Here is a 24,609-nt window from a genome sequence, read left to right as displayed (position 1 = left end):
GAACAGCGGAAGCTCGTTTCCGTCCCTCGGGGCAGGACGCGGGTCTCCGCTGTTTTGTGCCGGGCCACCAGGGCTAGGCGGGATCCGGGCGGGGGTCTTTCAGCGCATCCAGCAGGAAAGCCGCCCAGTGCCCATAGCCCTCCACCGACGGATGGAAACGGTCGGCAGCGAAGAAGGCGTCGCCCAGCGGCGGATCGTCGGCGAAGGACACGAAGGCAAGACCCAGTTCCGTGCACACCCGCGCCGACACCGCGTCCAGGCGGCTGGCCCGGCGTTCCAGGAACTCGTTCAACGGCACCGGCAGGGCAGGGAAGAATCTGAAGGGCGGCACCCCGGCAACAACAATTTCCCTGGGCCTGCCCGGATCCAGGAACGCCGCCAGGATCCTGCGCAGGTCCCCGCCCCAATGCGCGGGCGTCCGACCGGCCATGGCGTCATTGGCGCCGGCCACCAAGACAACGATGTCCGGGTCCGGATGCTGGACCCGGACAAGCACCTCGCTGCCGATGCGCTCCAAGGTCGCGCCGTTGGCACCCTGGGCTTCCCACGCCACTGGCCGGTGACGCCGGACCGAGAGTCCCTCCGCCAGCTGGCCGGTCAGTGCAAGTGCGTGGGTCGGAGCGCCCGTTCCGGCAACAGTCGATTCCCCAATGACCAGCAGCCGACAAGGGGTCCCGCCGGTGCCACACGCGTCGGCCAAACCCTTCTTGGGACCTGTGGCCTCCTGCAGCCTCGGAATGGTCTTGACGAGGCGGTGCCCCTGGACCAAAGCGGGCCCCGCCTGGACCACATCCAGCCAACCTCTCCGAATTCTTTCGCTTCCGACAGAAGTGCTCATTGCGCTGCCATCCCCTAGCGCTGCATGTTGGCCAACCCGGATACCCAATGCTCCTCAATAACTTGCCGTCCCCCCACTCATCAGGGTCGACCTCCGCATTGCTCCTGTCAACAAGAGGGCCAACTGCAAGAATCCACGGATGCCGGAGGACCCCGCCGGAAACCGGCCGTCCCCTTGCCAAGCACCGGGAATACCTGCCGTGTGCGACCCACCCTTGATCCGCCTCTCATTTGGGTCTCATCATCATCGGCCATACTTGTGGTCATGGGATTGGGAAAAACTGGCAAGATCGTGGCCTGGCTGGCGGTGTTCTTGACCCTGGGGTTGGGGACCTATGTGGTGGCCCTGGGGTTGTCGGCTCCCCCTTCGGTGAACCTGGGACCGGCGATCGACGTCGAGCAGGGCACCGCACCGGCAAGCCCGTCTCCCTCCACCGTGGCACCAAGCACTTCGCCCAAGCCAACCCCAAGCCCCTCCGCGGAATCGTCGCGCCCACCGGCCAAGCCAACCGTCAAGCCGTCAGTCAAGCCCTCCTCAAAGCCGTCACCGAAGCCGACAGTGTTGCCCAGCAAGTCAGCACCGGTCAAGCCGCTGCCGCCATCGGACGCCGACGACGATGACGATGACGACGATTTTGACGACGACGGTGCGGATGACGACGATGATTAGGATTCCCGAGCTCGCCCAGCAACTGGCAAACGCACCCGAGGGCACCAAGTACGCCCGTCGCGGCTTCTCCGTCCGCACCCGGGTCCTGGCCGGAATGCTGGGGCTAATCACCTTGGCCTTCGCCGTCACCGGCACCGTGGTCTATCTCCTGCAGGTGCGGACCATGGATGCCCGCATCGACGACTCGCTCAAGCGCAGTGTCCAGGAATTCCAGGTGCTGGCCGCACGCAGCTCCGAATCGGCGACCACCGCCGAGCCGCTCACCGCCGAGGTCCTGCTCTACGCGGCCATGCAGCAGACCCTGCCGGCACGACACGAAGGCATGCTGAGCATGGTCAACGACAGCGTCCGGTGGACCGCTCCCGAGATCGTGCAAATGCGTCCGGAAAACGACCCGGGGTTCATCGCCTGGGCGGTGAATGAGGCACCGGACGAGCGGGTCATGCTCCAAACGGTGCCCACGGCCCAAGCAACCTACCGCGTGGTGAGCATTCCCCTGACCCTGGCCCAGCCGCAACCTCCGGCCCACTTGTTCCTCGCCTACGATTACACCGCCGAAAGGCAGGCCCTGAACCGCGGCTTCCTGATGTATGTCCTGGTCGGGGTCGTCGTCCTGCTGGTGGCCGGAGCGGCCGGCTGGCTGCTGGTGGGCAGGTTCCTGCGTCCCGTGGCCCTGCTGCGCGACACCGCCCGGAAGATCTCCGAATCGGACTTGTCCAAGCGCATCGAGGTGGTCGGACGCGACGACCTGGCCGAGCTGACGATCACCGTCAACGCCATGCTCGACCGAGTGGAGAACGCCATGGTCTCCCAGCGCCAGCTCCTTGACGACGTGGGCCACGAGCTCAGGACACCGGTGACCATCGTGCAGGGGCACCTGGAACTCATGAATCCCCTGGACCCCGAGGACGTCAACCAGTCAAGGGACATCGCCCTGGCGGAACTGGACCGGATGTCTTTCCTCATCAACGACCTGGTCACCCTCGCCAACTCCAACGGGGTCGACTTCGTCCAACCCGTGAACACAAACATCGGCACCCTGCTCGATGACCTGCTGGACAAGGCGCGTCCGCTCGGCGACCGCAACTGGCGGATCGGCCATCGCGTGGAGGCAACTGCCAATCTCGATCCGCAACGCATCACCCAGGCGATGCTGCAGTTGTGCTCCAATGCCGTCAAGTTCTCCGCCGACGGGTCCACGATTACCATGGGAACCAATATCGCAACCGACGCCAGCAACGCCCCGGTGCTGCGTCTCTGGGTACGCGATGAGGGCGTCGGCATCGCCGTCGCCGACCAGGACCGGATATTCGAGCGCTTCGGTCGCGGCAACAATTCCAAACGCACCGAGGGGTCCGGACTGGGACTGAACATTGTCTCGGCCATCGCCGAGGCACATCGCGGAAGCGTCGGGGTCAGCTCCGATGTGGGCATCGGCTCAACCTTCGTCATAGAGATCCCCATTGCCCCCGAGAGAGAAGAAGATGAGCCGAATACTGATCATTGAGGACGAGGACCGCATCAGCTCCTTTGTCGCCAAGGGGCTCAAGGCCGCCGGCTTCGCGCCCACGGTGGCCGACACCGGCAAGGAAGGCGGCTATCTGGCCCAGACCGGCGACTTCGAGTTGATCATTCTGGACCTGGGACTTCCCGACGAGGACGGCTTCTCGGTCCTGGGCCGCATCCGCTCCACCAACGTCGACACCCCCGTCATCATCCTCACGGCACGGTCCAGCATCGACGACACCGTGGCGGGGCTCGAGGGTGGCGCGGACGACTACATGGCCAAGCCCTTCCGCTTCGAGGAACTGCTTGCCAGGGTGCGCCTGCGCCTGCGTCCACAGGCCGCGGCGCCCGAGGACCAGGTGATTCGGGTGGGACCGCTGGAACTGGATTCCGGTAGCCGGCGCACGCGGCTCCATGGTCGCGAAATCGACCTCTCGGCCAGGGAATTCGGGTTGGCGGAGGCCTTTATGCGAAACCCCGGGCAAGTGCTCAGCCGCGAGCAGCTGCTCTCCCGGGTCTGGGGCTACGACTTCGACCCGGGTTCCAACGTCGTTGACGTGTATGTGCGGTACCTGCGCAACAAGCTGGGCGCGGAATGGTTCACCACGGTGCGCGGCATGGGGTACCGCTTCGAGGATCCTTCCTGAGCAGGGGATGAGCAACAGGCATGTACAGCTGACGGGCCATCGGTTCCCCAAAATTGCGGACCACGGTCAACGACCGTGGTCCGCAACTTTGCCGCTCCTTGCGGGCGGCCGAAGCGGCCCGGTGCATGACTCGGGGCACCGGGCAGGCATCCTTTCTTACTTGCAGGCAACGTCCACCCAGTAGGTGTGGTCGCCTTCGGTGTGGTCCGCGACGGTGACCGGGACCATTGCGGTTCCGCCCCTGACCCTCGCGGCGCTTCCGTCAGGCGCCGCGACCGCCGTGATGCTGCAGCCGGGCTGGCTGGCCACATGGATGGAATGTGTGCCTTCCTCGGTTGCTTCGAAGTGGGCCTCGTGGAAGGCAAGTACGGCCGGGTTCCATTCGGAGTACTTGATGTTGTGGGCGCCGTTGGTGTCCACCCAGGTGGCAGCGTAGCCGTCCATGGCCACACCGTTCTTCCAGAAGCGCACGTCGATTTCGACGATCATGTCGCTGCGGACCTTGAAATTGTCGGTCTTGCTGTACCGGGGAACGAAGCAGTTCTTGTTGCCGTTTCCGTTGCAGTCCAGCTTTTCAGTCGGGGTCACCCAGACCTTGTAGACCCCGCCGTTGTTGGGCGTGTCCGCATAGGGGAACAATTGGACGGTTGCCCCGCCGTCTTCACCATCGAGCCCCGTGGCATGGGCACAGGCACCCGAGGGCGAGGTGTCCTGAATGACGCCGCTGTCGTTCACAGTGAACTGACGACACGCGACCGCGTCGGATGAGAGCAAGACCTTTCCCGAGGGGTCGGTGACTTGGAATGAGTAGGTGCCTGCCGGCAGGCCGGCCGCGTCGTCGGGGGCGTTGATGCCGGGGCCGCCGTTAAGGTAGACATCTTCCTTGGCGTCGTAGATGTTCAGGTTGACGGGAACACCGCTGGCGTCCGTGGTGAAAATGGCGCCTGAAAGCTGGGTGCCGGGCGGAGGTGCCGCGGTTGCCGGTGCGACCCACAGCGTCGCGGCTGCGACGAGAATTGCGCTGGGAATGGCGAACATTCTTTTCATGAGATCCCTCTGAATCTACGAGTAGGAAACCGTATCCGGCACGCAGTTGACGGCTCATACTCCCAGCAAGAACAAGCTTCATCCGGAAACTATTTCGGAAATCACGGATGGACACGCTACGCCTCGGATGCTCGAAGCATACGACTGCGAAAAGCGGAACGGCAACACGTGAACCCACCCCTTAATTACTCGGTGTTTCGCGTGCTTCGAGGGTGCACTCTGTTCGAGGCAACGCCCGCCTCCCCGCATGGATGACCTTTTCGCCGGTGCCGGTGGAGTGGGGTTTTCCGGATGCGATGCTGCGGGTTGGGTCTTCTCCGAATCGGACGACCGCCCGCTCGATTCTCGACTAAACGGGATAAGCCGCGTCTTGGGATCCGGGCGTTTTGCCGGCATGCTCCGGCGGCCACACGAGCAAGAAACGTTCGAAGACGATCGCGCAGTCTTCGCTCCAGGTCCGGCCGCGTGCGGCTTCGCCACGCAGCCAGTATTTGCGGTGTTCGGTTCTCCAGCTTTCCAGTGACCTGTCGCCCTCCCCCTCGTCTCGGGCGAAGTCCGCGTCGGCACTGGCAAAGGTCCCCAACCGAAGCTCCACGCTCTTCAGGACGACCTTCGGGTTTCCGTCCCCGTCGCAGGCTATCCAATGCGAACCCACGCGCGGAAGTGCCATGCCGTCATCCATGAATTCCCGAGCCAGCGTCGAGGTGGCTCGTTTGTGGCCGTGGATCACTTCGTGTAACAGTGCATCGGCCAGCACCGCGGAATCCCCGAAGCGCTCGACCGAGTATTCAGGGCAGAGGTTCACCGCGTCCGGGTAGGCAGTCGAATACTCGGCCCACATCCGGGCCGCGGCTTCCAGGTCCAACGATCGGTTGTTGACGTCTTCTGCTTTCACAGGAATAGCATGCCACGGTTATTCCACGTTAGTGGTCCACATGACCGGGTTCGGGACGGAGTGGCAGTTGAGGGTAGAGGTCCGGGAACACCCCGGCGGCTGGTGCCTGTTTCTGAACGGGCACCAGCCGCCGGGAGTCACTCGGGAGCGCTAGGCTGCGCTGGCCGCCGATGGAGCTGACTTTGGAGACTCCGGCGATACCGGGGACTGTGCGGAAACAGGCGATACCGGCGACTGCGCGGACACCGGTGACTGCGCGGAGGCGGGCGAAACTGGAGATTGAGCTGTGACCGGGGACGGGGCTGACACAGGAGTTTGGGCCGACACTGGCGACACAGCAGTCTGGGCCGACACCGGCGACACAGCAGTCTGGGCCGACACCGGCGACACAGCAGTCTGGGCCGACACCGGCGACACAGCAGTCTGGGCCGACACCGGCGACACAGCAGTCTGGGCCGACACCGGCGACACAGGAGTCTGGGCCGACACCGGAGACGCTGCCGACTTCGCCGATGCAGCAGTCTGTGCTGAGGCTTCAGCATCGGCGGCCACCTGCTCCACGGAGGTGGAACTTTGGAGTGCTGCCCGTTCCTCCACAACCACCGACTCATTGACGGGGACAATCGGCTGCGCGACCGCAACGCCCGCTCCGATGGCGACTACTCCAAGTGCCCCGGTGATTGACCAAAATGTGCGTGACTTCTTCATGCTTTCGAACCTTTCGTCCATTGTCCTGCTGGTGATCTTCTTCCAGCCTGACTCCTGAATGTGAGACGTGGAGGAGAAACGAATGAGAATGTTCTCATCTTGGCCTCCCGATTCGGGCAATAATGCCACGTCACAGCCCATAAATAAAGACTTTCAGGGCGGCAGCAAACCAAACGTCCCGGCCTTTCGCTACCCAGCCAGGTCGAGAAATTGCTCAACACGCCGCAAGCGGTCCAGTGCCACGACACGCCAATTGGGATTGGATTCGTCCCGCGCGCCGGCCACCAGCGACAGGACCACGCACGCTGCCCGGGCATACAGACCGTCGCCTGAAACCCCTCGTTGACCCAGTTCAGATTCGAAGGCCTTGGCATAACGTTCAAGATAACCGACAACCCGTTCATACCGCGGGTCAAGACCCGGGAGGACGGCCAGATGTCCAAGAAAACAGGCAAGGTCGTCAACCAGATACCCGGGGCCGGCCGAATCTATGTCCAGTAACCCGGTGATGGTCCCGTCGGTGACGAAGATGTTTGCCTCGTAGAAGTCCCCGTGGCTGGGAACCAGTTCACCACGCCGGGAGGTTTCCAAAATGCGGGCCAGGCGCTGGATCAAGACCCCGATATTTTCGGCTTGTTCCGGCATTGCCGTTTGGGCCGCGTGACCGTACCAGCCCAAGCGGTCGGACCAGGCAGGTCGCGCCGGGACGTCCATAAGGGTTTGCGGCAACGAGTCGAGAAGCCCGAAGATGCGCTGCGGGTCCAACGGCAGGTCCTTGGCATGCATCAGGTCCTCGGCCAACGGCACGCCCTCGGCCCGGCGAAAGGCCAGGACGCCGTCTATCGGCGGTCCGACCGGCGCTGGTGCGGGGATACCTGCCTGCAACAGGGCCAGGTGCTTGTCGTGGAGGAGTTGCGAGTCCTTCCGCAGCACCTTGAGGAATAGCTGGTCGCCGTCCACGAAGCGGGCAAGCAAGACGGCGCGGCGCAGCGGGCGGTAGGCCAGGGTGCGCAGTTCCTCCAGAACGCGTCCGTCGCCCCATTTTTCCTCCACGAGCCCCGGGGTTGTCGCCAACCGCAACCCGGGCAGCAGCGGGTCTGCCGGATGCAGCCATACGACGACGGCGCCGCGCCCGTTGTCGAGGCGGACGGCCCCTTCGGGGAACTTCTCCAGCTTTTCAGCTGTGGCACCCAGGTAAAGCGTTGCTGTCCCGTTGCTTGCCGCAAAGACACCGGATACCCCGGCCCCCGGCCGGTGGTGCAGGTCCGCCAAGTAAACCTGCGCATGCTCAAGTCCCATCGGTCGCACGACTTCCGCGAGGATTCCGGCGAACTCCTCCGATTCGAAGAAGTCCAGTTGTTCCCGCTCGGTCCATGCGTCGGCATCCTGAAGCACCGGTGAATTCATTGAACCCTCGTTCCTCCTACGCGCCGCGGGCCGTGCCGGCGGATGATGCCGCCCCGCTTCCCTTTGCCCGCTACCTTCTCACACTCGGTGCCCCGCGGGCCACGGCCCACCGCCACGGGCGCGTCCCGATACCGGCTCCGCAGACGCCGACGGCCAACCGCGCAACCCCCTAATCAGGAGTCCAGCGGTCGGCCATCGGTCATTGCCGCAGCATCATGCGGATCGGGAACTAGGCCCAGTTGGCGTAGGTGGTGTTTTCCTTCTCCACCAGGGTCAACACGTCATAGGTGGCCACGATCTCGCCGTCCTGGTTGTTGATGACGGCGTCCCACGCGACCTCTCCGTACTCGTCCGTGACGCGGGGGGTGATCTTCTTGGCGGTCAGCGTGACCCGGATCGAATCCCCGTCCGGCACCGGGGTGATGAAGCGCAGGTTCTCCAGGCCGTAGTTGGCCAGGACCGGGCCGGGGGCGGGCTGGACGAAGAGTCCGGCCGCCCAGGAGACCAAAAGGTATCCGTGGGCCACGATGCCCGGGAAGAACGGGTTGGCCTCGGCCGCTGCGCGGTCGGTGTGCGCATAGAAGGTGTCACCGGTTTCGTTGGCGAACGCGGTGATTTCCTCCAGGGACACCACGCGCAGCGGCGAGGCGAAGGCGTCGCCGATCCGCAGCTCGGCCAGCGACTTGCGGAACGGGTGGATGGCCCCTTCGACGGCGCCGAACTCTGCGGCCCCGGCGACCACGCGGTCGGCACCGGTGTGCCAGATGCCGGTGACGGCGGTGAGCATGTTTGGCGAGCCCTGGATGGCGGTGCGCTGCATGTGGTGCTTGACCGAGCGAATGCCGCCGAGTTCCTCGCCGCCTCCGGCGCGGCCCGGGCCGCCGTGGACCAGGTGCGGCACCGGCGAGCCGTGGCCCGTGGAGCTGCGCGCGGTTTCGCGGTTGAGCATGTGGACCCGGCCGTGGTGCGAGGCGATGCCGGTGGTCAGGACGCGCGCGGTGTCGGGGTCGTTGGTGCACACGGTGGCCACCAGGGAACCCGAACCCATGGCCGCAAGGCGGATGGCGTCGTCAAGGTCGGAATATCCGATCACCGATGACACCGGGCCAAAGGCCTCGCGGCTGTGAACGGCCTCGTTTTCCACGTCGTCCCACGTGAGCAGCAACGGGGACATGAAAGCGCCTGCATCGACGGTCTTTTCCTCGCCCGTGGTGGTGCGGACGACCGGCGCATCCAGGGTTCCGTAGGCAATCTCGCCGCCGGCGGCAATCATGTCCTCGACGGCCGCGCGCACGTCGCGCAACTGTTCCAGGGAGGCGAGGGCACCCATGGTGACTCCCTCGGCGCGCGGGTCGCCGATGACCACGCGCTCGTCAAGGCGCGTCCCCACGGCCTTGACCACCTCGTCAACTAGCGCCGCGGGGACGATGTTACGGCGGATCGCCGTGCACTTCTGTCCGGCCTTAGAGGTCATCTCCGTGGTGACGGCCTTGACGAAGGCGTCGAATTCCGGCGTTCCGGGAACCGCGTCGGGTCCCAGGATGGCCGCATTGAGCGAGTCGGTCTCGGCAGTGAAGCGCACTCCCCCGTCAATGACGTTCCGGTGGGACTTCAGCGCCGAGGCGGTGGAGGCCGAGCCCGTGAAGGAGAGCATGTCGCGGTAGTCAAGCACGTCCAACAGGGTGCGTGCCGAGCCGGAGATCAGCTGGATCGAGCCCTCGGGCAGGATGCCGGAATCTACCATCAGGCGCACCATGGCCTCGGCGACGTAGCCGGTGGGCGTGGCGGGCTTGGCAATGGTCGGAACCCCGGCGATGAATGCGGGGGCGAACTTCTCGAGCATGCCCCAGACCGGGAAGTTGAAGGCGTTGATCTGTGCGGCAACCCCGGGGATGCGGGTGTAGATGTGTTCGCCGGCGAACGAGCCGTCGCGCGACAGCACTTCCATGGGGCCATCGGGGATGACATTGGAGTTCGGCAGCTCGCGCCGGCCCTTCGAAGAGAAGGTGAAGAGCACGCCGATGCCGCCGTCGATGTCGACCATCGAGTCGAACTTGGTGGCACCGGTTTGGTAGGAGATCTCGTAGAGGACTTCTCGCCGGTCGTTGAGGTACTGGGCCAGTTCCTTGAGCTTCAGGGCGCGTTCGTGGAGGGTGAGCTTGCCAAGTTCGGCCTGCCCGACAGTGCGCCCGTACTCAACAACCGTGGCAAGATCCATGCCGTCGCTGTTTACCGTTGCCAGGGGCGCCCCGGTGTTGGCGTCCAGCACCGGGGTGCCGCCCACCGCATCGGACGGGGTCCACCAGGTGTTTTGGACGAAGCTGGGAACGAGTGGAGCCATGGGAGTTGTCGTCATCGACGAAGTCCTTCCTGAACGATCGGTCAGTATTAGCAACCACAGTACAGTATGGGGAAGAACACCACGAGTCTCGGGCGCCATGGGTGCCCGGAAAACAGGAGATAGACAGCATGAGCGCAGAGCGCCCCACCGCGCCCACCCCGGAAACCTCGATTGACGGCGTCTGGCAGATTGCCCTGGGCGAACTGGACATCAAGATGGGCATCAAGATCCTCGAGGAATCGGTCGAGAAGGTCGTGGCCACCATGCCGGTGGAGGGTAACCGCCAGTCGTTCGGGCTGCTGCACGGCGGCGCGTCGCTGGCCGTGGGAGAGGCCGTTGGCTCCTGGGCCGCGGTGAAGCATGCCTCGACCATGGGCAAGTCGGCGGTCGGAGTGGATGTCTCGGCGACCCACCACAAAGGTGCCCGCAACGGGCTGATCACCATCACCGCGACGCCGATCAGCCTGGGCCGCCGCGTGGCCAGCCATCAGGTCGTCATCGAGAACGAAGCCGGCGAGCGCCTCTGCACCCTGCGGATCACCAACCTGATCGTCGACATCAAGCAGTAGGGCTGCAGCCCCGGAAATCACCTGGCCGCAGGCACTTCCACGTCCGCGCTTGCGGGGATCCGCGGCCAGAATTCCCGCACCGGCAGGCTTATTCCCGGGCGGGTCCCACAGCGACCCCGACAGGCCGGCGGATCGCAGATCCGCCGGCCTGTCGCCGCGTGGGCGATGTCCACCCATCGCGCCCATCGGACATCGCCACTCCCCCGGTGTCCCGCGCATGGCGCCACCAAAAGCGCGCCCGGTAATGCGAGCAGCAACATGGCAAGAGTTGGCCACGTCGGCGCTTCCCTGGCTTTGCCCGACGGGGTTCATGATCGGGGGCGCCATCCACCCGACACGGGCGGCAGCATGAGGTTTTTCGCCGCATCTGGCAACGGTTACGGGCCAAGGAACCAGCAGCCGGAGCCAAGTGATTGACATACATCAATGAGTTGTGGTGTCCTTGAGTCAGCAGCACCAGTAACCACCGAAGGAGGAAAACAATGAGTGTCCCAGTCGTGACCCCGGATCCATTCTTTCCTTCCCACAGGAGTTACTCCAGCAATGCAGAAACACGTAGAAAACAACTTTCCAGACACCTTTGAACGGCGCTCCACGGGCACCAAGGCCAGGCAGACCGATCGCGCGGATGACTGGAACTATCTTGACGACCAACTCGGCGACTCCCAACGTTGGTCAACCTGGCTGGCCACCGAGAAGCTCATGCGCGGACCGCTTCCATACCCCGAGTTCGTTATCGAGGATGCAGGTGCCATCGACACCGAGCTCGGCGTGCTCAAGACCGGCAAGGAAGCCGATGTCTTTCTGATCGAGCGGGCCACGTCCGAGCAACATGCCCTGCTGGCCGCCAAGCGCTACAGGTCCCCGGAGCAACGCACCTTCAACAGGTCTTCGACCTACACACAAGGCCGCAGCGTCAAACGTTCACGCGACGCCCGCGCGCTGAAAAACGGCAGCGCCTATGGGCGGCTCGTCGAGGCCTCGCGGTGGGCCAATGCCGAGTGGCAACACATGCGCCTGTGCTTTGAGGCGGGAGCGCCGGTCCCCTATCCGGTACAGATCCTGGGCACTGAGATTCTCATGGAGTTCATCGAAGACCCGGAGGCCCCGGGTGCTGCGGCACCGCGGCTGCAGCATGTGCGCCCGGACGCCGAACGGCTGGGCCACTACTGGCAACAAATCGTGGAGGCCATGAAGGTCTTCGCCCGACTGGGATATGCCCACGGGGACCTCTCGCCCTATAACGTACTTGCTGCCGGCGAGAGGCTGGTGGTCATCGACCTGCCGCAATTTGTCGACATGACCGAGAACGAACGCGGTGTCGGCTTTCTTCAGCGGGACTGCCAAAACATGTGCGCCTGGTTCCAGTCGCGCGGCCTGGACGTTGACGCCGACGAACTCCTGGCCGAACTCATTGCCGAGGCCTGGTAGGCGCCGGGACCGAGCTCCATTCACCGGGGCGGTTCCCAGGCGATTAATTGGTACATCCGCTGTGCTGGTCTCGGCTGGGCCACGGGGCTATGGTTGGCCCACCAAACCGCTTGGGCCGCCCATACGAAACCATCAACCTCGCACCCCTACGTCGACGATGCGGCCACGTGGCCAGTGTTGGCCTTCTTCATGAGTTAACTTGAGCAATTTCCAGAAAGGACATTCACCTTGCGTACCGCATACAAGGTTGTTGCTCACATCATTGCCGCCGCAGTCGTGGTCCAGGCGGCCTTGATCGCCTGGGCGATGTTCGGGCTAATCCCATCCCTGCAGTCCGGAACCGTCCCGGACGAACCGCCGGTGGCCGCGCTCATGCACGGCATGATCGGCATGTACGCGGCCCCGGTTCTCGTACTGGTGCTACTGGTCATCGCGTTGCTCGCGCACGCTGGACTGAAATGGGCACTGTGGCTCCTTCTTGCCGTCGCGGTCCAAATCACCCTGGCGTTCGTGGCCTTCGATGCCGCCTGGGTCGGTCTGCTCCACGGGGCAAACGCCTTTGCCATCATCGCGCTGGCCGAGATCGGCGCCCGCGCGGTCGCCCACGCCCCGGAACATGTGGCGGGCCGCAAGAACGTCATGCGTCCGGCGACATAGACCGGCGCCGCATTTCCCACTCGCGGTCCGTGGCCAGCACGGCGAGGAATTCCTCGTCGTGGCTGGCCACCACCATGGCGCCTCCGAATGATTCCAGGGCAGACAGCAGCTGCTCGACGGTGGCCATGTCCAGGTTGTTGGTGGGCTCGTCAAGCAGAAGCAATTGCGGGGCGGGGTCGGCCAGCAGGATCATCGCCAAGGCAACCCGAAACCTCTCCCCGCCCGAAAGCCGGGACACCGGCTCGTCGACCCGGGCTCCCCGGAAATGGAAGGCGGCCAGCTGCTCCCGCAGGAGCCCCGGTTCCGCCCCGGGCGCCGCGAGCCGGAGGTTTTCCAACATGCTCATCCCGTCATCGAGCCCTGCCCAGTCCTCCCCGCCCCCGGCAGACAGGCGCTGGCGCAGGAACCCGACCGGAACCCTCGAACGCGTCTCCAGCTCGCGGAGCAAGGTTGTCTTCCCCGCCCCGTTCCCCCCAAGGAGGGCGACACGCTCCGGCCCCTTGATGCCCAGCACCGAATCCCCCTCCACGGGTTCCCCCGCTTCGAGCACGATGCCGCGGCCGATCTCGGCGACCGGCAATTCAACCACGCTGCGGCCCGCGGGAACCCGGGTCCGCGGCAACTCGATCCCGATCCTCAGGTCCACGGGCAACCCGTTGCGGGCCTCCGCCAGCTCCGTGCGGGCGTCTGCCTCGTGGGACCTCATGATGCCGCGGTTCTTTGCCGCGGAGACCTCGGCCTTGTTGCGCAGCGCGTTGGCCAGGATCTTCGGCATGGATTCCGCGGCCTTTTGCCCCTGCCTGGACCGCCTGGCGATCTTGGTTTCGGCCTCGCGGACCTGCCGTTTCTCGACCGCCAGCCTGCGGCGGGCATCGCTGAGCCTGCGTGCCGCGCTGTCCCGTTCGTGACCCAGGACTTCCTCCCGTGAACCCCAGTCGCCGAATCGCACCACCTCCATTTTCTCGGCGCGCAGCGCCCGCACGTTCACCGGGCGCAGCTCGGCCAGGGAATCGACCAGCCCCAGCAGCGTCTTGTCGTGCGTGGAGACCAGCATGGTGCCGGAAAATCGCTCCACCATGTCGTAGAGGCGGTGCCGGGCGTCGCGGTCCAGGTTGTTGGTCGGCTCGTCGAGCAGGGTGATCCCGCCGCCGCGGACTTCCATGCCGGCCAGGGCCACGGCCATGGTCTCGCCGCCCGACAGGGTGCCCACGGTTCGTTGCAGGAATGAGGCGGTGACTTCCGTATTGAGGTATCCGTCCAGCAGCGCCGCCGACCGCTCCTCAAGATCCCAGTCGTCGCCGACCGATTCCATGTCCCGGGCCAGATCCTCGCTCGTGTTGTCCAGGATCCGGTGCAGCGCCGCCAGCTTTTCCGTGATGCCCATCAGGCTCGCCACGCTTCGATGGCTGTCGAGGACGATGTCCTGTGCCAGGTAGGCCGGCGGTGCCTGGGTGTGGATCGTGCCCCGGGTGGGCCTGAGTTCCCCGGCGACTAGCCGCAAGAGCGTGGACTTTCCCGAACCGTTGGGACCCATGAGGCCGGTGCTGCCATGGGGAAAAGTGGTCGAGACGTCGTCAAATACGGTTCCGCCATCGGGCCAGGAAAAGCCGAGACGGTCAATGATGATGGGATTGGGGTGCTGCATGGTCGTTCTCGTTTCGACGGAGGATGCGCCAAAACTTCACCACGACCTCGATCGCTCCACGTAGGGAGGGGTCATGGAAATGTCCTTGGCGCGATTAGGCGAAGGCGAGAACTGGCAACACGTCGCGATCCTGACGTCGGCAATGGGACATTTCAATCCTGCGGCCGGGAGACGCCGGCTGTCAAATGTCCCGCCGCTTACCGGCAGTTTCGTCCGGGGTCAGCGCGGGGAGACGGGGCATATCACCGGACGCGTCGCGGGTGGCAGGACCCGGGACGCCGGCAGCGCTCCTCCGGGGGCATCCCCGGCGGGGCGGTCGACGGATCCCGCGGCTACCGAAGGAGCAGCGCGGTTTCCTCCTCCGCTGCCAGCCCAGACCGCAGCGAAGCCGTCCCGGTCCCGTCCCCGGCGCGCACGATGTCCTCAAAGGTCTCGCGCAGGCTCCTGCGGCGCAGGCCCATGGACAGCGCGCGGGCATCGGAGCGGCGCGCGAATCCGGCAAATTCCGGGTCCGCGGGCAGCACCAAGGGCAGCGACCTGGGACCTGCCCAGGGGTTCACCCGGTCCCCTTCCATCCGGGCCAGGTCGTATTCCGCGAGCGTGTGGGCGGGAGCCGGAGCTTCCGTCGGCGCCACGGCAGCAGCGGCGTCCCGGGCCATTCCCAGGGCCTGGCCCAGCGTGTGTTGCGCACCCACGGCGTTGGCGAATCCGTGGAGCCCCGCCAGGCCGGCATCGAGGATGAATGCCGCGAGGTCGCGCACGTCGAGGATCTGCACCGATTGCCGGCTGTCCGGGTCGGCGGGAACCAGGACGGGGTCCCGGGACTCGGCAAAACGCAACGGCCAGTAGCTGCTGCGCCCGCTGGGATCCCCGGGGCCGCCGATCAATCCAGGGCGGACCACCAGCACCCGGCCGTCGCGGACCCGCCGGCTCAGCTCTTCGCAGGTGGACTTGGCCCTTCCGTAGTCCGGTTCGGCGTGCCGGTCATCGACAGCCAGCGGATTCAGGACCCTTGCCGTCTCGTCGGCACCCGGCTCGGATTGGTCGGCGTATGCCGAACAGGAGGAAACAAACACCCAGTTCCGGGCAGTTCCGCCGAGCCTGCCCAGTGCCTCGCGGGCAAATTCCGGTGTTGATGTCAGCTCGATGACCAGGTCCCAGTCGTCCTTTTCCACCTTCGCGTAGGCGTCCGGTGCAGCGCGGTCCGCAACGACCGCCGTGGCCCCCGGTGCAAACGCTTCTGTCCCCCGCGCCAAGGCCGTCAGCCGGTGGTTGCCTTCCAGGGCGAGACGGCTGAGGGTTTTGCCCAACCAGCCGGTGCCGCCAAGCAGCAGGATTTTGCTCATGACCCGAGTCAAGGGCCTGCCCGCCCCCGGTGCAAGGGGATTCTCGGTGGGCGTACGCGGGACCATCCGCGCCGGGGGCTGTCCGGATCGTTATCCGCCATGCTCCCCGATGCACGGTTTTATTGCCTAGGCTCAGGTCATGAGCCGAATTCCAAGGATGATCGCCGGTCTTGCGGGACTGGGACTGCTGCTGAGCGCATGCGTGCCCCTGGGAACTGAAACGAGTGATCCCCCGAAGCCCCCCACAACGGGGGAAGCCTCGCTCACGCCCGCCGGTTCGACCCCGTCGCAGACGGCGGACTTGCCGTTGCAGAGCAGCCCCGACGACGGGCTGGAACAACGAATCGCCGCCCTGGACAAGCTCTCCGTCGCCTATCAGGTCCAGCAGGGACGACATCCTGTCGACTATGCGGTTCCGGGAAGCGAGCGGGTGCTGCTTGCCGAACGGTTCTCGCGGAGCACGCGCTTTGAATTATCCGGGGAACAACCGGGCAACATGATCATTGTGGAGATCACCTGCTCGAAAAATACCAGGGCAAGCGTTGAGGCGCTCGACGACGAGGGGCGCAGCCTTGGGAGCGGCCTGTCCTCGGAGTGCTCCCCCGATGGCCCCAACGGCTATGGGTTCGGCGCCGCGGAACACCGACCGATCCGCGTCATTGAAGTCACCATCGACCGGCCGGCGGAACTGGAGCTGAGCGTCACGGTGGTTGCGGCCATGGAACCGGGACAGGCTACCGAAGGCTGAGCCCTTCCCGGTCCTACGCGGCCTGCCCGCCCCGCGGAGCCCGGACGCCCCGACCCGCGTGGCGCGGGGCGGAAATTTTGCGAAGTGTGACGCGACCGAATCGGGCCCTGGAGCCTTGCAGCGGGTACGAAAGTGCCGGGCGGGCACTTTTGCCCGTCCGACCTGGTCTTTATTGGTTGTGTATTGAACTTAAGTTGTATTAGCGCCCTCAGCTATGTCTTTAATATCTCGGTGCGAGTTAGGTAAGCATAACCTTTGCCTACCATCTCGCGGCATTCCCCGATCTTAAAGGAGCCCCATGACGCCCCAACGTCCCCTGGCGCAGACCCTGTCCACCCCCACGCGATTCCTTCCGGTCGCCGCCGACCAACTCCTCGGCAGCGACACCGCCGATCGCATGGCCGAGGAATTTGGCGCCGCCGCCAGGCTCGCGGCCCGGTCCATCGCCGCCGCCGCCGGTCCCACCACCGGCCCCGGCCCCGACGCACTGCGCGCCAGGCTCGACGCCGTGGACCTTCGGACTCCGCTGGGCACCACCGAAGCCGCCCTCGAAGAGGCAACGGAGCTCTATCTGCGGGACGCCGTCTACTTCCACCATCCGCGCTACGCCGCGCACCTGAATTGCCCCGTGGCGCTTCCCGCCATCGCGGCCGAGGCCCTGGTCACCACCGTGAACACCTCGATGGACACCTGGGACCAGAGCGCGGGCGCCACGCTCATCGAGCAGCGCCTGATCGACTGGGCCGCCGACCTGGCCGGCCTCGGCCCGGACGCCGACGGCGTCTTCACCAGCGGCGGCACCGCCTCGAACCTGCAGGCCATGCTGCTGGCCCGCAACACCGCCGTCGCGGGCAAGCCGGGGAGCCTGCCCGAACGCCTCGCCGGGCTGCGCATCTATGCCTCGGCCGACAGCCATTTCAGCATCTCCACCTCCGCGTCCCTGCTGGGGCTGGGCGCCGAGGCGGTGGTCGCCATCGAGTGCGACGCGCTCCACCGGATGGATGCGGCTGCCCTGCGGCGCGCACTGGAAAAGGACCGGGCGGCAGGGCTGCGCGCCATGGCGATCGTCGCCACCGCCGGTACCACCGACTTCGGCTCCATCGACCCGCTGCCGGCCATTGGGGAATTGGCCGCGGCGCACGGGGCATGGTTCCACGTCGACGCCGCCTATGGCTGCGGGCTGCTTGGCTCCCCGCGCCACCGCGGGCTGCTGGCCGGCATCGAGGCCGCAAACTCGGTGACCGTGGACTTCCACAAGTCCTTCTTCCAGCCCATCGGTTCCAGCGCGATCGTGGTCCGCGACCGCACCGCCCTCGGACTGGTTTCGCACCACGCCGAATACCTCAACCCCGCCGCCGAGGCCGGGCGCACCCCCAACCAGGTCGACAAGTCGCTGGCCACCACCCGCCGCTTTGACGCGCTCAAGCTCTGGGTGACCCTGCGCTCGATGGGCGCAGAGGCGCTGGGATCGATGTTCGACAGCGTCATGGACCTGGCCGCCGCGGCCGGGCGGCTGGTCGACGAGCACCCCGAACTCGAGCTGGCCGCCGAGGTCCAGCTGAGCACCGTCGTCTTCCGCTACGTCCCACCGGTCCCCGTCGAGGCGGGGCACGCGCCGCTGGCCAACGAGATCCGCAGCGCGCTCTACGACTCCGGCGAGGCCATGGTCGCCGCCACCACCATTGCCGGGGTGCGCCACCTCAAGCTCACGCTGCTGAACCCGCAGACCTCCATCGAGGACGTCGCCGCCATCCTGGCGGCCGTCGTGGGACATGGCCGCCGCATCGCCGGCGAGCGCGCACTGGCGGGGGTGCAGGCATGAGCACCGCATTTGACACCGCCCGCGTCCACGACGCGATCGCCATCGGCGCCGGGCCCTTCAACCTCGGCTTCGCGGCCCTGGCCGACGCCGTGCCGGGACTCGACGTGCTGGTGCTCGAGCGTGCCGCGGAATTCGCCTGGCACCCGGGCATGATGCTCGAGGGCACGCACCTGCAGGTCCCGTTCATGGCCGACCTGGTCACCATGGCCGACCCCGCCCACCCGCTCTCCTTCCTGAACCACCTCAAGGACACCGGGCGCCTGTACCCGTTTTACATCCGCGAGAACTTCTACCCGCTGCGCGAGGAATACAACAACTACCTGCGCTGGGCGGCCGCGCGGCTGCCCTCGGTGCGTTTCGGCGCCCACGTCGCCGCCGCCCGCTTCGCCGACGGGGTGTACGAGCTCGATGTGCACCACGACGACGGGGTCTCCACCGTGCGCACCCGGCGCCTGGTGCTGGGCACCGGAACCAGCCCGTACGTGCCCGCCTCCGTTCCCGAATGCGTGCTGGGAACCGGCCAGGCCGTGCACACCAGCGGCTACCGCCCCGCCCGCGCCGCCATCGCCGCGGGCTCCCGCATCGCGGTGGTGGGCAGCGGACAGAGTGCCGCGGAGGTCTTCGCCGACCTGCTCGGGACCCTGGGCCCGGAGACGCACCTCGAATGGGTCACGCGCTCCCCGCGCTTCTTCCCGCTCGAATACACCAAGCTGACCCTGGAGATGACCTCCCCGGAGTACATCGACCACTTCCATTCCCTGGGCCAGGGCACCCGCGACGCGCTCTCGGCCAGCCAGAAGGGCCTGTACAAGGGCATCAACGCCGACTTGATCGACGAGATCCACGAGCTGCTCTACCGCCGCCAGGTCTCCGGGCACGCCCCGGTCACGCTGCGCGCGGCCACCGCCCTGCAGGGCATCGAACACCGTGACGGTGCCCTGGAGCTGCGGCTGCGCAACCAGGACGACGGCGGGGAATTCTCCACCGTGGCCGATACCCTGGTGCTGGCCACCGGCTACGCCTACCGCGAGCCCGCGTTCCTGGCGGGCCTCGGAACGCGCATCAACCGGTTGGCCGACGGCCGGCTGGACGTGGACAGAAACTACGCGGTCAGCAACGACGGCGACGTGCTGGTGCAGAACGCCGAGCTGCACACCCACGGCTTCACCGCCCCCGACCTGGGCATGGGAGCCTACCGCAACTCGGTGATCATCAACCGGATCGCGGGGTACGAGCACTACGCGGTGGAGAAGCGCATCGGCTTCCAGTCCTTCGGCAGCCCCGCACCCGCATCCCCGACGCTGCCCTCCCCCACGCTCGAAGGAGCCCACGCATGATTTCCACGCCCTCAATCGTCATTCCCCCCGCCCGCCGCACCGCGCCCGCGGCCACCGACTTCACCTTCCGCCGCTTCGACCCGGGGACCGACGCCGGGCTGCTGCACGGCTGGGTAAACACCGAACGGGCCCGCTTCTGGGGCATGAACGGCACCAGCGTCGCGGAGGTCCGGGCCGCCTACGAGCAGCTCGACGCCGCGGCCCACCACCACGTGTTGCTGGGCCTGCTGCCGGCATTGCGCGGGGACGCCGCGCCCGAAGCGGTGTTCCTGCTCGAGCACTATGCGCCGGAGCACTCGGTGCTGGCCGGGCGCTACGCCCACCGGCACGGGGACGCGGGCATGCACCTGCTGCTCGCGGGCCCCGGTGACGGCAGGGCCCTGCCGGGCTTCAGCGCCGCGGCCATGGAGGCCGCGCTCGCCCACCTCTTCGCGGATCCCGCGGTGCTGCGCGTGGTGGTCGAGCCCGACGCCGCGAACACCGCCATCCACTCGCTGAATTCCCGGCTCGGCTTCCGCCCGGCCGGGCGCATCGAGCTGCCGGCCGGCCCCGACACCCCGGCCAAGACCGCGCTGCTCTCGCTGTGTACCCGGGACGACTTCGCGCGGGCCACCGGCCGACCCTCCTCCGCCGCCGCGCACCTGTCCCCGGGACGCTGGGAAACGGCGAACCGGCACGTGCTGGCCAAGGCGATCGCCGAGTTCACCCACGAGCGGCTGCTCGCCCCGGCGCCCGGCGCCGTTCCCGGCTCCTGGACCCTGGGCACCGGCACCCTTGAATACCGCTTCCGCGCCGACGTGCACGCCCTGGAACACTGGTCCGTCGACCCCGACTCGCTGGAGGTCCTGGCCGACGGGGTGCCGGCGGCACCGGATGCCGCCGGCTTCGTGCTGGCCTTCCGCGACACCCTGGGGCTTTCCGCGGCCCAGCTGCCGGTGTACCTCGAGGAGATCGGCAGCACCCTGGCCGGGCACTGCTACAAGCAGCTGCACTCCACCGCCGGCGCCGCCGAGCTGGCCGCCGGCACCGGGGACGCCGTCGCCGACTTCCAGCGCACCGAGGCCGCGATGACCGAGGGCCACCCCTGCTTCGTGGCGAACAACGGGCGCCTCGGCCTGGGCGCCAACGACTACCTGTCCTACGCGCCGGAAACCGGCGCCGCGCTTGCCCTCGAGTGGCTGGCCGCGCACGCCTCCCGCGCCCGCTACAGCTCGCTGCCGGGACTGGACGCCGAATCGCTGCTGCTCGCCGAACTCGGCGAGCGCCAGCTGGCGCTCTTCCGGGCGCGGATCGCCGATGCCTGCGCCGGCAGCGGCCTGGATCCGGCCGACTTCGTGCTGCTGCCCATCCACCCCTGGCAGTGGGAGCACAAGCTGGCCCTCAGCTTCGCACCCGATGTCGCCAGCGGCCACCTGGTGCACCTGGGCGCCGGGGAGGACCTCTACCAGCCGCAGCAGTCGATCCGCACCTTCTTCAACCGCAGCGCGCCGACGCGCCACTACGTGAAGACGGCCCTGTCGGTGCTGAACATGGGCTTCATGCGCGGGCTCTCGGCCGCCTACATGGAGGGCACCCCGGCCATCAACGCGTGGCTCACCGCGGTCTTCGACAACGACGCGGAGCTCTCGCGCGGCAACGTGGGCCTGCTGCGCGAGATCGCCGCGGTCGGCTACTCCTCCCCGCTCTTCGAGGCCGCCGGCCACGGCGCCCCGCAGCGCAAGATGCTGGCCGCGCTCTGGCGCGAATCCCCGGCCGGCCTGCTGGAGGACGGGCAGCAGCTGGCCACCATGGCCTCGCTGCTGCACGTCGACGCGGCGGGCGCCTCGCTGGCCGCCGCGCACATCCGGCGCTCCGGCCTCGCGGCCACCGACTGGCTCGCCCGCTACTTCGACGCCTACCTGGTGCCGCTGGTGCACTGCCTGTGCCGCTACGACCTGGCGTTCATGCCGCACGGGGAGAACGTCATCCTGGTGCTCGAGGGATCGGTCCCGGTGAAGGTGCTGCACAAGGACCTGGCCGAGGAGATCGCGGTGCTCGGGGACCGGCAGCCGCTGCCGGCCGAGGTTGAGCGGATCCGCGCGGCGGTCCCGGAGGCGGAGCGCCGGCTGGTGGTCTTCACCGACATCGTGGACTGCTTCCTGCGCTTCCTGGCCCCCGCCCTGGCCCGCGAGGGAATCTGCGGCGAGGAGGATTTCTGGGCAACCGCCGCCGAGCGGCTGCTCGCCTACCGGACCCGGCACCCGGAAACGGCCGAGGCGTTCGACGCGCTGGACTTGTTCGCCGCCGACTTCGAGCTCTCCTGCCTGAACCGGCTGCAGCTGCGCAACAACGCGCAGATGCTTGACCTCGCCGACCAGTCCGGCGGGCTGATCTACGCCGGCACCCTGGCCAATCCGCTGGCCGGGCGCGGCTAGCTGGCTGCACCGCAGGGCCCCCGCCATCCGGCGGCGGCCCTGCGGTGCGTTCACCGGGTCGGTGGCGCACACCACGGGGCACGTGCCCGCACGCGCAACCTCCCGTGGCGTGCCCGTTGCCGATAGGGTCGGTTCATGATGCGCATCCCGAAGGCATTTCCCGGCGCCACGGCGCTCGTGCTGCTGCTGGCCGCCTGCGTGCCGCTTGACGGGGAGGGAGCGGCAGGGGGTCCCCCGGCGCCCTCCCCGGTGCCCACCCACCACGAGGTGCCGCCGACGGCTTCGGTCCTCATGTTCCAGCCGTACGAGTCGGAGGGGTTGGCGAAGCGCATTTCAGGCCTGCCTCCGGCCATGGCCGCCCACCAGGTCCGCCGGGGCATGCACCCGGTCGTGGACGCCGAACCGGGCAGCGAGCGCGTGCAGCTGGCGGAACATTTTTCCACCTCCACGCGCTTTGCGTTGCCCGGTGACGGCCCGGGACGCGGCTTCCACATCGAGCTGTCGTGTTCCACGCCCGTGGCCTATGCGTTCAGGCTGCTCGATGGTGACAGCGCAGAGCTGGCCGGGGACGGCGGAACGCAGTGTGGCCCCGGTGGCCCCGTGGGCATCTCCGGCAGCGTGGCAACGCCCAGGGAAGCGGCGTTTCTGGAGGTCACCTTCCGCGGCGACACCGAGGCGGATCTCGCCTACATGGCGTTCGTGCCCGTCGACGGGACCTGAGCCCCGCCCGGAGGCCCCGGGCTAGCGGCCTCGCTGCAGGTGCCCGGCCAGCCGGTGCTCCAGCCCGGACCGCACCTGGGGCCATTCGGAGGCGATAATCGAGTACACGCAGGTGTCGCGCAACGACCCGTCGGCCATGCGCCGGTGGGAGCGCAGCACCCCGTCGAGCTTGGCGCCCAGGCGTTCGATGGCGGAGCGGGAGGGCATGTTCATCCAGTGCGTGCGGAACTCCACCGCCGGGCAGCCGAGCACCTCGAAGGCGTGGGTGAGCAGCAGGAGCTTTGAGTCGACGTTGGTGCCGGTCCCGCGCACCGAGGCCCGGTTCCAGGTCGAGCCGATCTCGACGCGGGGCAGCCCCGGGTCGATGTCCATGTAGGTCGTCATGCCCAGCACCGCGGAATCCGCATTGCGCCGGGTGACAAATGGCAGCATCGACCCCTGCTCCTGCAATTCGAGGCGGCGATCGATTTCGGCGCGCATCTCATCCGGTGCCGGCACCACCGTGTACCAAAGGTTGAAGACATCGCCGTCGTTGACCGCGTCAACGAGTTCGTCGTGGTGTCCGTGCCGCAGGGGTTCGAGGGTCACCAGGCGCCCGCGCAACGTCAGGGGTTCAATCTTTGTCATGGCTCCAGCCTAAGGTGCTGCCGGGCCCCGAAGACCTCGGGGCTCAGGCCATCTTCTTCCTGATCTGATCCAATTCGGCCGGGCTGAGTCCGTGCTCCAGCAGGAAGGCTTCGACGCCGAGTGAATCGACGAACCGTCCCAGCGCCTCCAACCGCTCGTTCAGCGGGCCGATGAGGTCCGGTTCCTCGAGGTAGGACTCGTGCGGGTGCTTGACGGGGCTGACCCTGTGCCAATCGTTGATGCCCCGGAGGGAGGCCTCGTACTGGGCCTCGAGCAGGTCCTGCCGGTCGACCAATTTCAGCAGCATCGACACGATCAACCCGGTGCGGTCGCGCCCGGCCGAGCAATGCAGCACGACCTTTCCGCGGGCCGCGGCGATCTGGTGGAACACCTCCGCGATGCGGCCGGGAAAGAACTCGATGTTCCGCGGGTACATCCGCGGATGGTTCATGTAGGGCACGGCGAGCTGCGCGAACTCGGGGTGGCCCGGTTCCTCGGTGGGCGCGTTGACAATTGTTATTCCCGCCGTGGCGGCCTCGTCGACCTGGGGGTCGGTGGGGCGCCGCCGCACCTCGTCGGGGTTCCGCAGGTCAATGACGGTGCGCACGCCGTCGGCGTGGGCCTGCTGCCATCCGGCACCGGTCAGCCACTCGCGCCGGCCCATGCGGTAGATGCTTCCCAGCACGATCCTGGCGTTGACGGCGCCCTCCCACTGCGGCTGCTCCACGGACTCCCCCATCGCGTTGTTTCCCCTCAGGCCCTGTAACCCTCGTAGGTTTCGATGCGGATGTGGTGTTCCGGTCCCGTGGCCGGACGCGGGGCACCGGGCTTCGGCGCCCCGGCAGTCCCGGCATCCGATGCCGGGCCGGCGGTGCCGGGGGCCGCTGCCGCGGGCCGGGCATGCGAGGCGCGGAACGCCTCGGAATCCCGCCAGGCCTCGAAGTCCGACTCGGAGTCGAATTCCATGGTCACCTTGTACTGCGCCGCCGGGTCCACGGGGCGATCAAGGGTGGCGCGGGACAGGCCCTGGACGTTGGGGAGGTTGGAGCGCATGTTGCCGATGAAGCGTTCCTCGAATGCTGCTGCACGTTCTTCCGGAACATCGATGCGGTTCGTGACGACATACATGGTTGTTTTCCCTTCCCACCGTGGCGCCCGGTGTGCCCGGACGGCTCGGCTTCCAACCTACCGAAGATCTCCGCGGCTGCCCATTTCTCCCTGCCGCGTGGAGACAC

The 24,609-nt window shown here is 67.0% G+C and carries 22 protein-coding genes; 12 read left to right on the top strand and 10 right to left on the bottom strand.

Features of this window, described 5'->3' with window-relative positions; all coding sequences use genetic code 11:
- Positions 1-73: 73 nt before the first annotated feature.
- Positions 74-838 (bottom strand): SGNH/GDSL hydrolase family protein, encoded by a 765-nt coding sequence (locus KRR55_RS11870; RefSeq protein WP_217389311.1) that lies wholly within the window; start codon positions 836-838, stop codon positions 74-76.
- Between the two features lie 264 nt (positions 839-1,102).
- Here KRR55_RS11870 and KRR55_RS11865 point away from each other — a divergent pair, with 264 nt between their 5' ends.
- From KRR55_RS11865 to KRR55_RS11855, 3 genes are read left to right on the top strand one after another with little or no spacing between them, the layout of a single operon-like run.
- Positions 1,103-1,507 (top strand): hypothetical protein, encoded by a 405-nt coding sequence (locus KRR55_RS11865; RefSeq protein ID WP_217389310.1) that lies wholly within the window; start codon positions 1,103-1,105, stop codon positions 1,505-1,507.
- Positions 1,500-3,014 (top strand): sensor histidine kinase, encoded by a 1,515-nt coding sequence (locus KRR55_RS11860; RefSeq protein ID WP_254456158.1) that lies wholly within the window; start codon positions 1,500-1,502, stop codon positions 3,012-3,014. Before KRR55_RS11865 ends, KRR55_RS11860 begins: the two co-directional genes overlap by 8 nt.
- Positions 2,992-3,660 carry a response regulator transcription factor gene (locus KRR55_RS11855; protein WP_217389309.1) on the top strand — a complete coding sequence of 223 codons (669 nt, stop codon included), beginning with the start codon at positions 2,992-2,994 and terminating at the stop codon, positions 3,658-3,660. Before KRR55_RS11860 ends, KRR55_RS11855 begins: the two co-directional genes overlap by 23 nt.
- 156 nt (positions 3,661-3,816) lie before the next feature.
- Here KRR55_RS11855 and KRR55_RS11850 read toward each other — a convergent pair whose 3' ends face one another.
- Positions 3,817-4,707 (bottom strand): hypothetical protein, encoded by an 891-nt coding sequence (locus tag KRR55_RS11850; protein WP_217389308.1) that lies wholly within the window; start codon positions 4,705-4,707, stop codon positions 3,817-3,819.
- A 349-nt stretch (positions 4,708-5,056) separates the two neighbouring features.
- The gene (locus KRR55_RS11845) at positions 5,057-5,548 is read right to left on the bottom strand and encodes an ASCH domain-containing protein (RefSeq protein WP_217389509.1); all 492 of its coding nucleotides are present in this window, start codon (positions 5,546-5,548) and stop codon (positions 5,057-5,059) included.
- A gap of 340 nt (positions 5,549-5,888) precedes the next feature.
- Between KRR55_RS11845 and KRR55_RS11840 the strand changes: the two genes are divergently transcribed.
- Positions 5,889-6,368, top strand: a complete 480-nt coding sequence (locus KRR55_RS11840) for a hypothetical protein (RefSeq protein WP_217389307.1) — start codon at positions 5,889-5,891, stop codon at positions 6,366-6,368.
- 131 nt (positions 6,369-6,499) lie between these two features.
- Here KRR55_RS11840 and KRR55_RS11835 read toward each other — a convergent pair whose 3' ends face one another.
- Positions 6,500-7,717, bottom strand: a complete 1,218-nt coding sequence (locus tag KRR55_RS11835) for a phosphotransferase family protein (RefSeq protein ID WP_217389306.1) — start codon at positions 7,715-7,717, stop codon at positions 6,500-6,502.
- Between the two features lie 229 nt (positions 7,718-7,946).
- Positions 7,947-10,073: a phenylacetic acid degradation bifunctional protein PaaZ gene (gene paaZ / locus KRR55_RS11830; RefSeq protein WP_217389305.1), complete on the bottom strand. Its 2,127-nt coding sequence runs from the start codon at positions 10,071-10,073 to the stop codon at positions 7,947-7,949.
- Positions 10,074-10,186: 113 nt separating this feature from the next.
- On the opposite strand from paaZ, the gene KRR55_RS11825 reads away from it, so the two are divergent.
- From KRR55_RS11825 to KRR55_RS11815, 3 genes are all read left to right on the top strand, one after another.
- Positions 10,187-10,627 carry a PaaI family thioesterase gene (locus KRR55_RS11825; RefSeq protein ID WP_217389304.1) on the top strand — a complete coding sequence of 147 codons (441 nt, stop codon included), beginning with the start codon at positions 10,187-10,189 and terminating at the stop codon, positions 10,625-10,627.
- 543 nt (positions 10,628-11,170) lie between these two features.
- Positions 11,171-12,058: a serine protein kinase RIO gene (locus KRR55_RS11820; protein WP_217389303.1), complete on the top strand. Its 888-nt coding sequence runs from the start codon at positions 11,171-11,173 to the stop codon at positions 12,056-12,058.
- Positions 12,059-12,286: 228 nt separating this feature from the next.
- Positions 12,287-12,715, top strand: a complete 429-nt coding sequence (locus KRR55_RS11815; protein ID WP_217389302.1) for a hypothetical protein — start codon at positions 12,287-12,289, stop codon at positions 12,713-12,715.
- Here the strand turns inward: KRR55_RS11815 and KRR55_RS11810 are convergent.
- Complete coding sequence (locus tag KRR55_RS11810) at positions 12,696-14,360, bottom strand: ATP-binding cassette domain-containing protein (protein WP_217389301.1); 1,665 nt, start codon at positions 14,358-14,360, stop codon at positions 12,696-12,698. The genes KRR55_RS11815 and KRR55_RS11810 overlap by 20 nt on opposite strands.
- Before the next feature lie 332 nt (positions 14,361-14,692).
- Positions 14,693-15,706 (bottom strand): NAD-dependent epimerase/dehydratase family protein, encoded by a 1,014-nt coding sequence (locus tag KRR55_RS11805; protein ID WP_217389300.1) that lies wholly within the window; start codon positions 15,704-15,706, stop codon positions 14,693-14,695.
- Positions 15,707-15,845: 139 nt separating this feature from the next.
- Between KRR55_RS11805 and KRR55_RS11800 the strand changes: the two genes are divergently transcribed.
- The 5 genes from KRR55_RS11800 (at position 15,846) to KRR55_RS11780 (ending at position 22,747) form a co-directional block, all read left to right on the top strand.
- Positions 15,846-16,454: a hypothetical protein gene (locus KRR55_RS11800; protein ID WP_217389299.1), complete on the top strand. Its 609-nt coding sequence runs from the start codon at positions 15,846-15,848 to the stop codon at positions 16,452-16,454.
- A gap of 298 nt (positions 16,455-16,752) precedes the next feature.
- Positions 16,753-18,276 (top strand): pyridoxal phosphate-dependent decarboxylase family protein, encoded by a 1,524-nt coding sequence (locus tag KRR55_RS11795; protein WP_217389298.1) that lies wholly within the window; start codon positions 16,753-16,755, stop codon positions 18,274-18,276.
- Positions 18,273-19,613, top strand: coding sequence for a lysine N(6)-hydroxylase/L-ornithine N(5)-oxygenase family protein (locus KRR55_RS11790; protein ID WP_217389297.1), 1,341 nt, complete (start codon positions 18,273-18,275; stop codon positions 19,611-19,613). Before KRR55_RS11795 ends, KRR55_RS11790 begins: the two co-directional genes overlap by 4 nt.
- Positions 19,610-22,027 carry a GNAT family N-acetyltransferase gene (locus tag KRR55_RS11785; RefSeq protein ID WP_217389296.1) on the top strand — a complete coding sequence of 806 codons (2,418 nt, stop codon included), beginning with the start codon at positions 19,610-19,612 and terminating at the stop codon, positions 22,025-22,027. Before KRR55_RS11790 ends, KRR55_RS11785 begins: the two co-directional genes overlap by 4 nt.
- 135 nt (positions 22,028-22,162) lie before the next feature.
- The gene (locus KRR55_RS11780) at positions 22,163-22,747 is read left to right on the top strand and encodes a hypothetical protein (RefSeq protein WP_217389295.1); all 585 of its coding nucleotides are present in this window, start codon (positions 22,163-22,165) and stop codon (positions 22,745-22,747) included.
- Between the two features lie 21 nt (positions 22,748-22,768).
- Here the strand turns inward: KRR55_RS11780 and KRR55_RS11775 are convergent, their stop codons facing one another.
- From KRR55_RS11775 to KRR55_RS11765, 3 genes are read right to left on the bottom strand one after another with little or no spacing between them, the layout of a single operon-like run.
- Entirely contained in the window at positions 22,769-23,374 is a 606-nt protein-coding gene (locus tag KRR55_RS11775) for a GNAT family N-acetyltransferase (RefSeq protein WP_217389294.1), read from the bottom strand.
- A gap of 43 nt (positions 23,375-23,417) precedes the next feature.
- The gene (locus KRR55_RS11770; RefSeq protein ID WP_217389293.1) at positions 23,418-24,113 is read right to left on the bottom strand and encodes a tyrosine-protein phosphatase; all 696 of its coding nucleotides are present in this window, start codon (positions 24,111-24,113) and stop codon (positions 23,418-23,420) included.
- A 14-nt stretch (positions 24,114-24,127) separates the two neighbouring features.
- Positions 24,128-24,502: an antibiotic biosynthesis monooxygenase family protein gene (locus tag KRR55_RS11765; RefSeq protein WP_217389292.1), complete on the bottom strand. Its 375-nt coding sequence runs from the start codon at positions 24,500-24,502 to the stop codon at positions 24,128-24,130.
- Positions 24,503-24,609: the final 107 nt, after the last annotated feature.

It is taken from the genome of Paeniglutamicibacter quisquiliarum, assembly GCF_019084045.1.
In the GTDB taxonomy this organism is placed as follows: Bacteria; Actinomycetota; Actinomycetes; order Actinomycetales; family Micrococcaceae; genus Paeniglutamicibacter; species Paeniglutamicibacter quisquiliarum.
The sequence above is the reverse complement of the archived record's forward strand: the minus strand, read 5'-3'. Positions and strand labels throughout refer to the sequence as shown.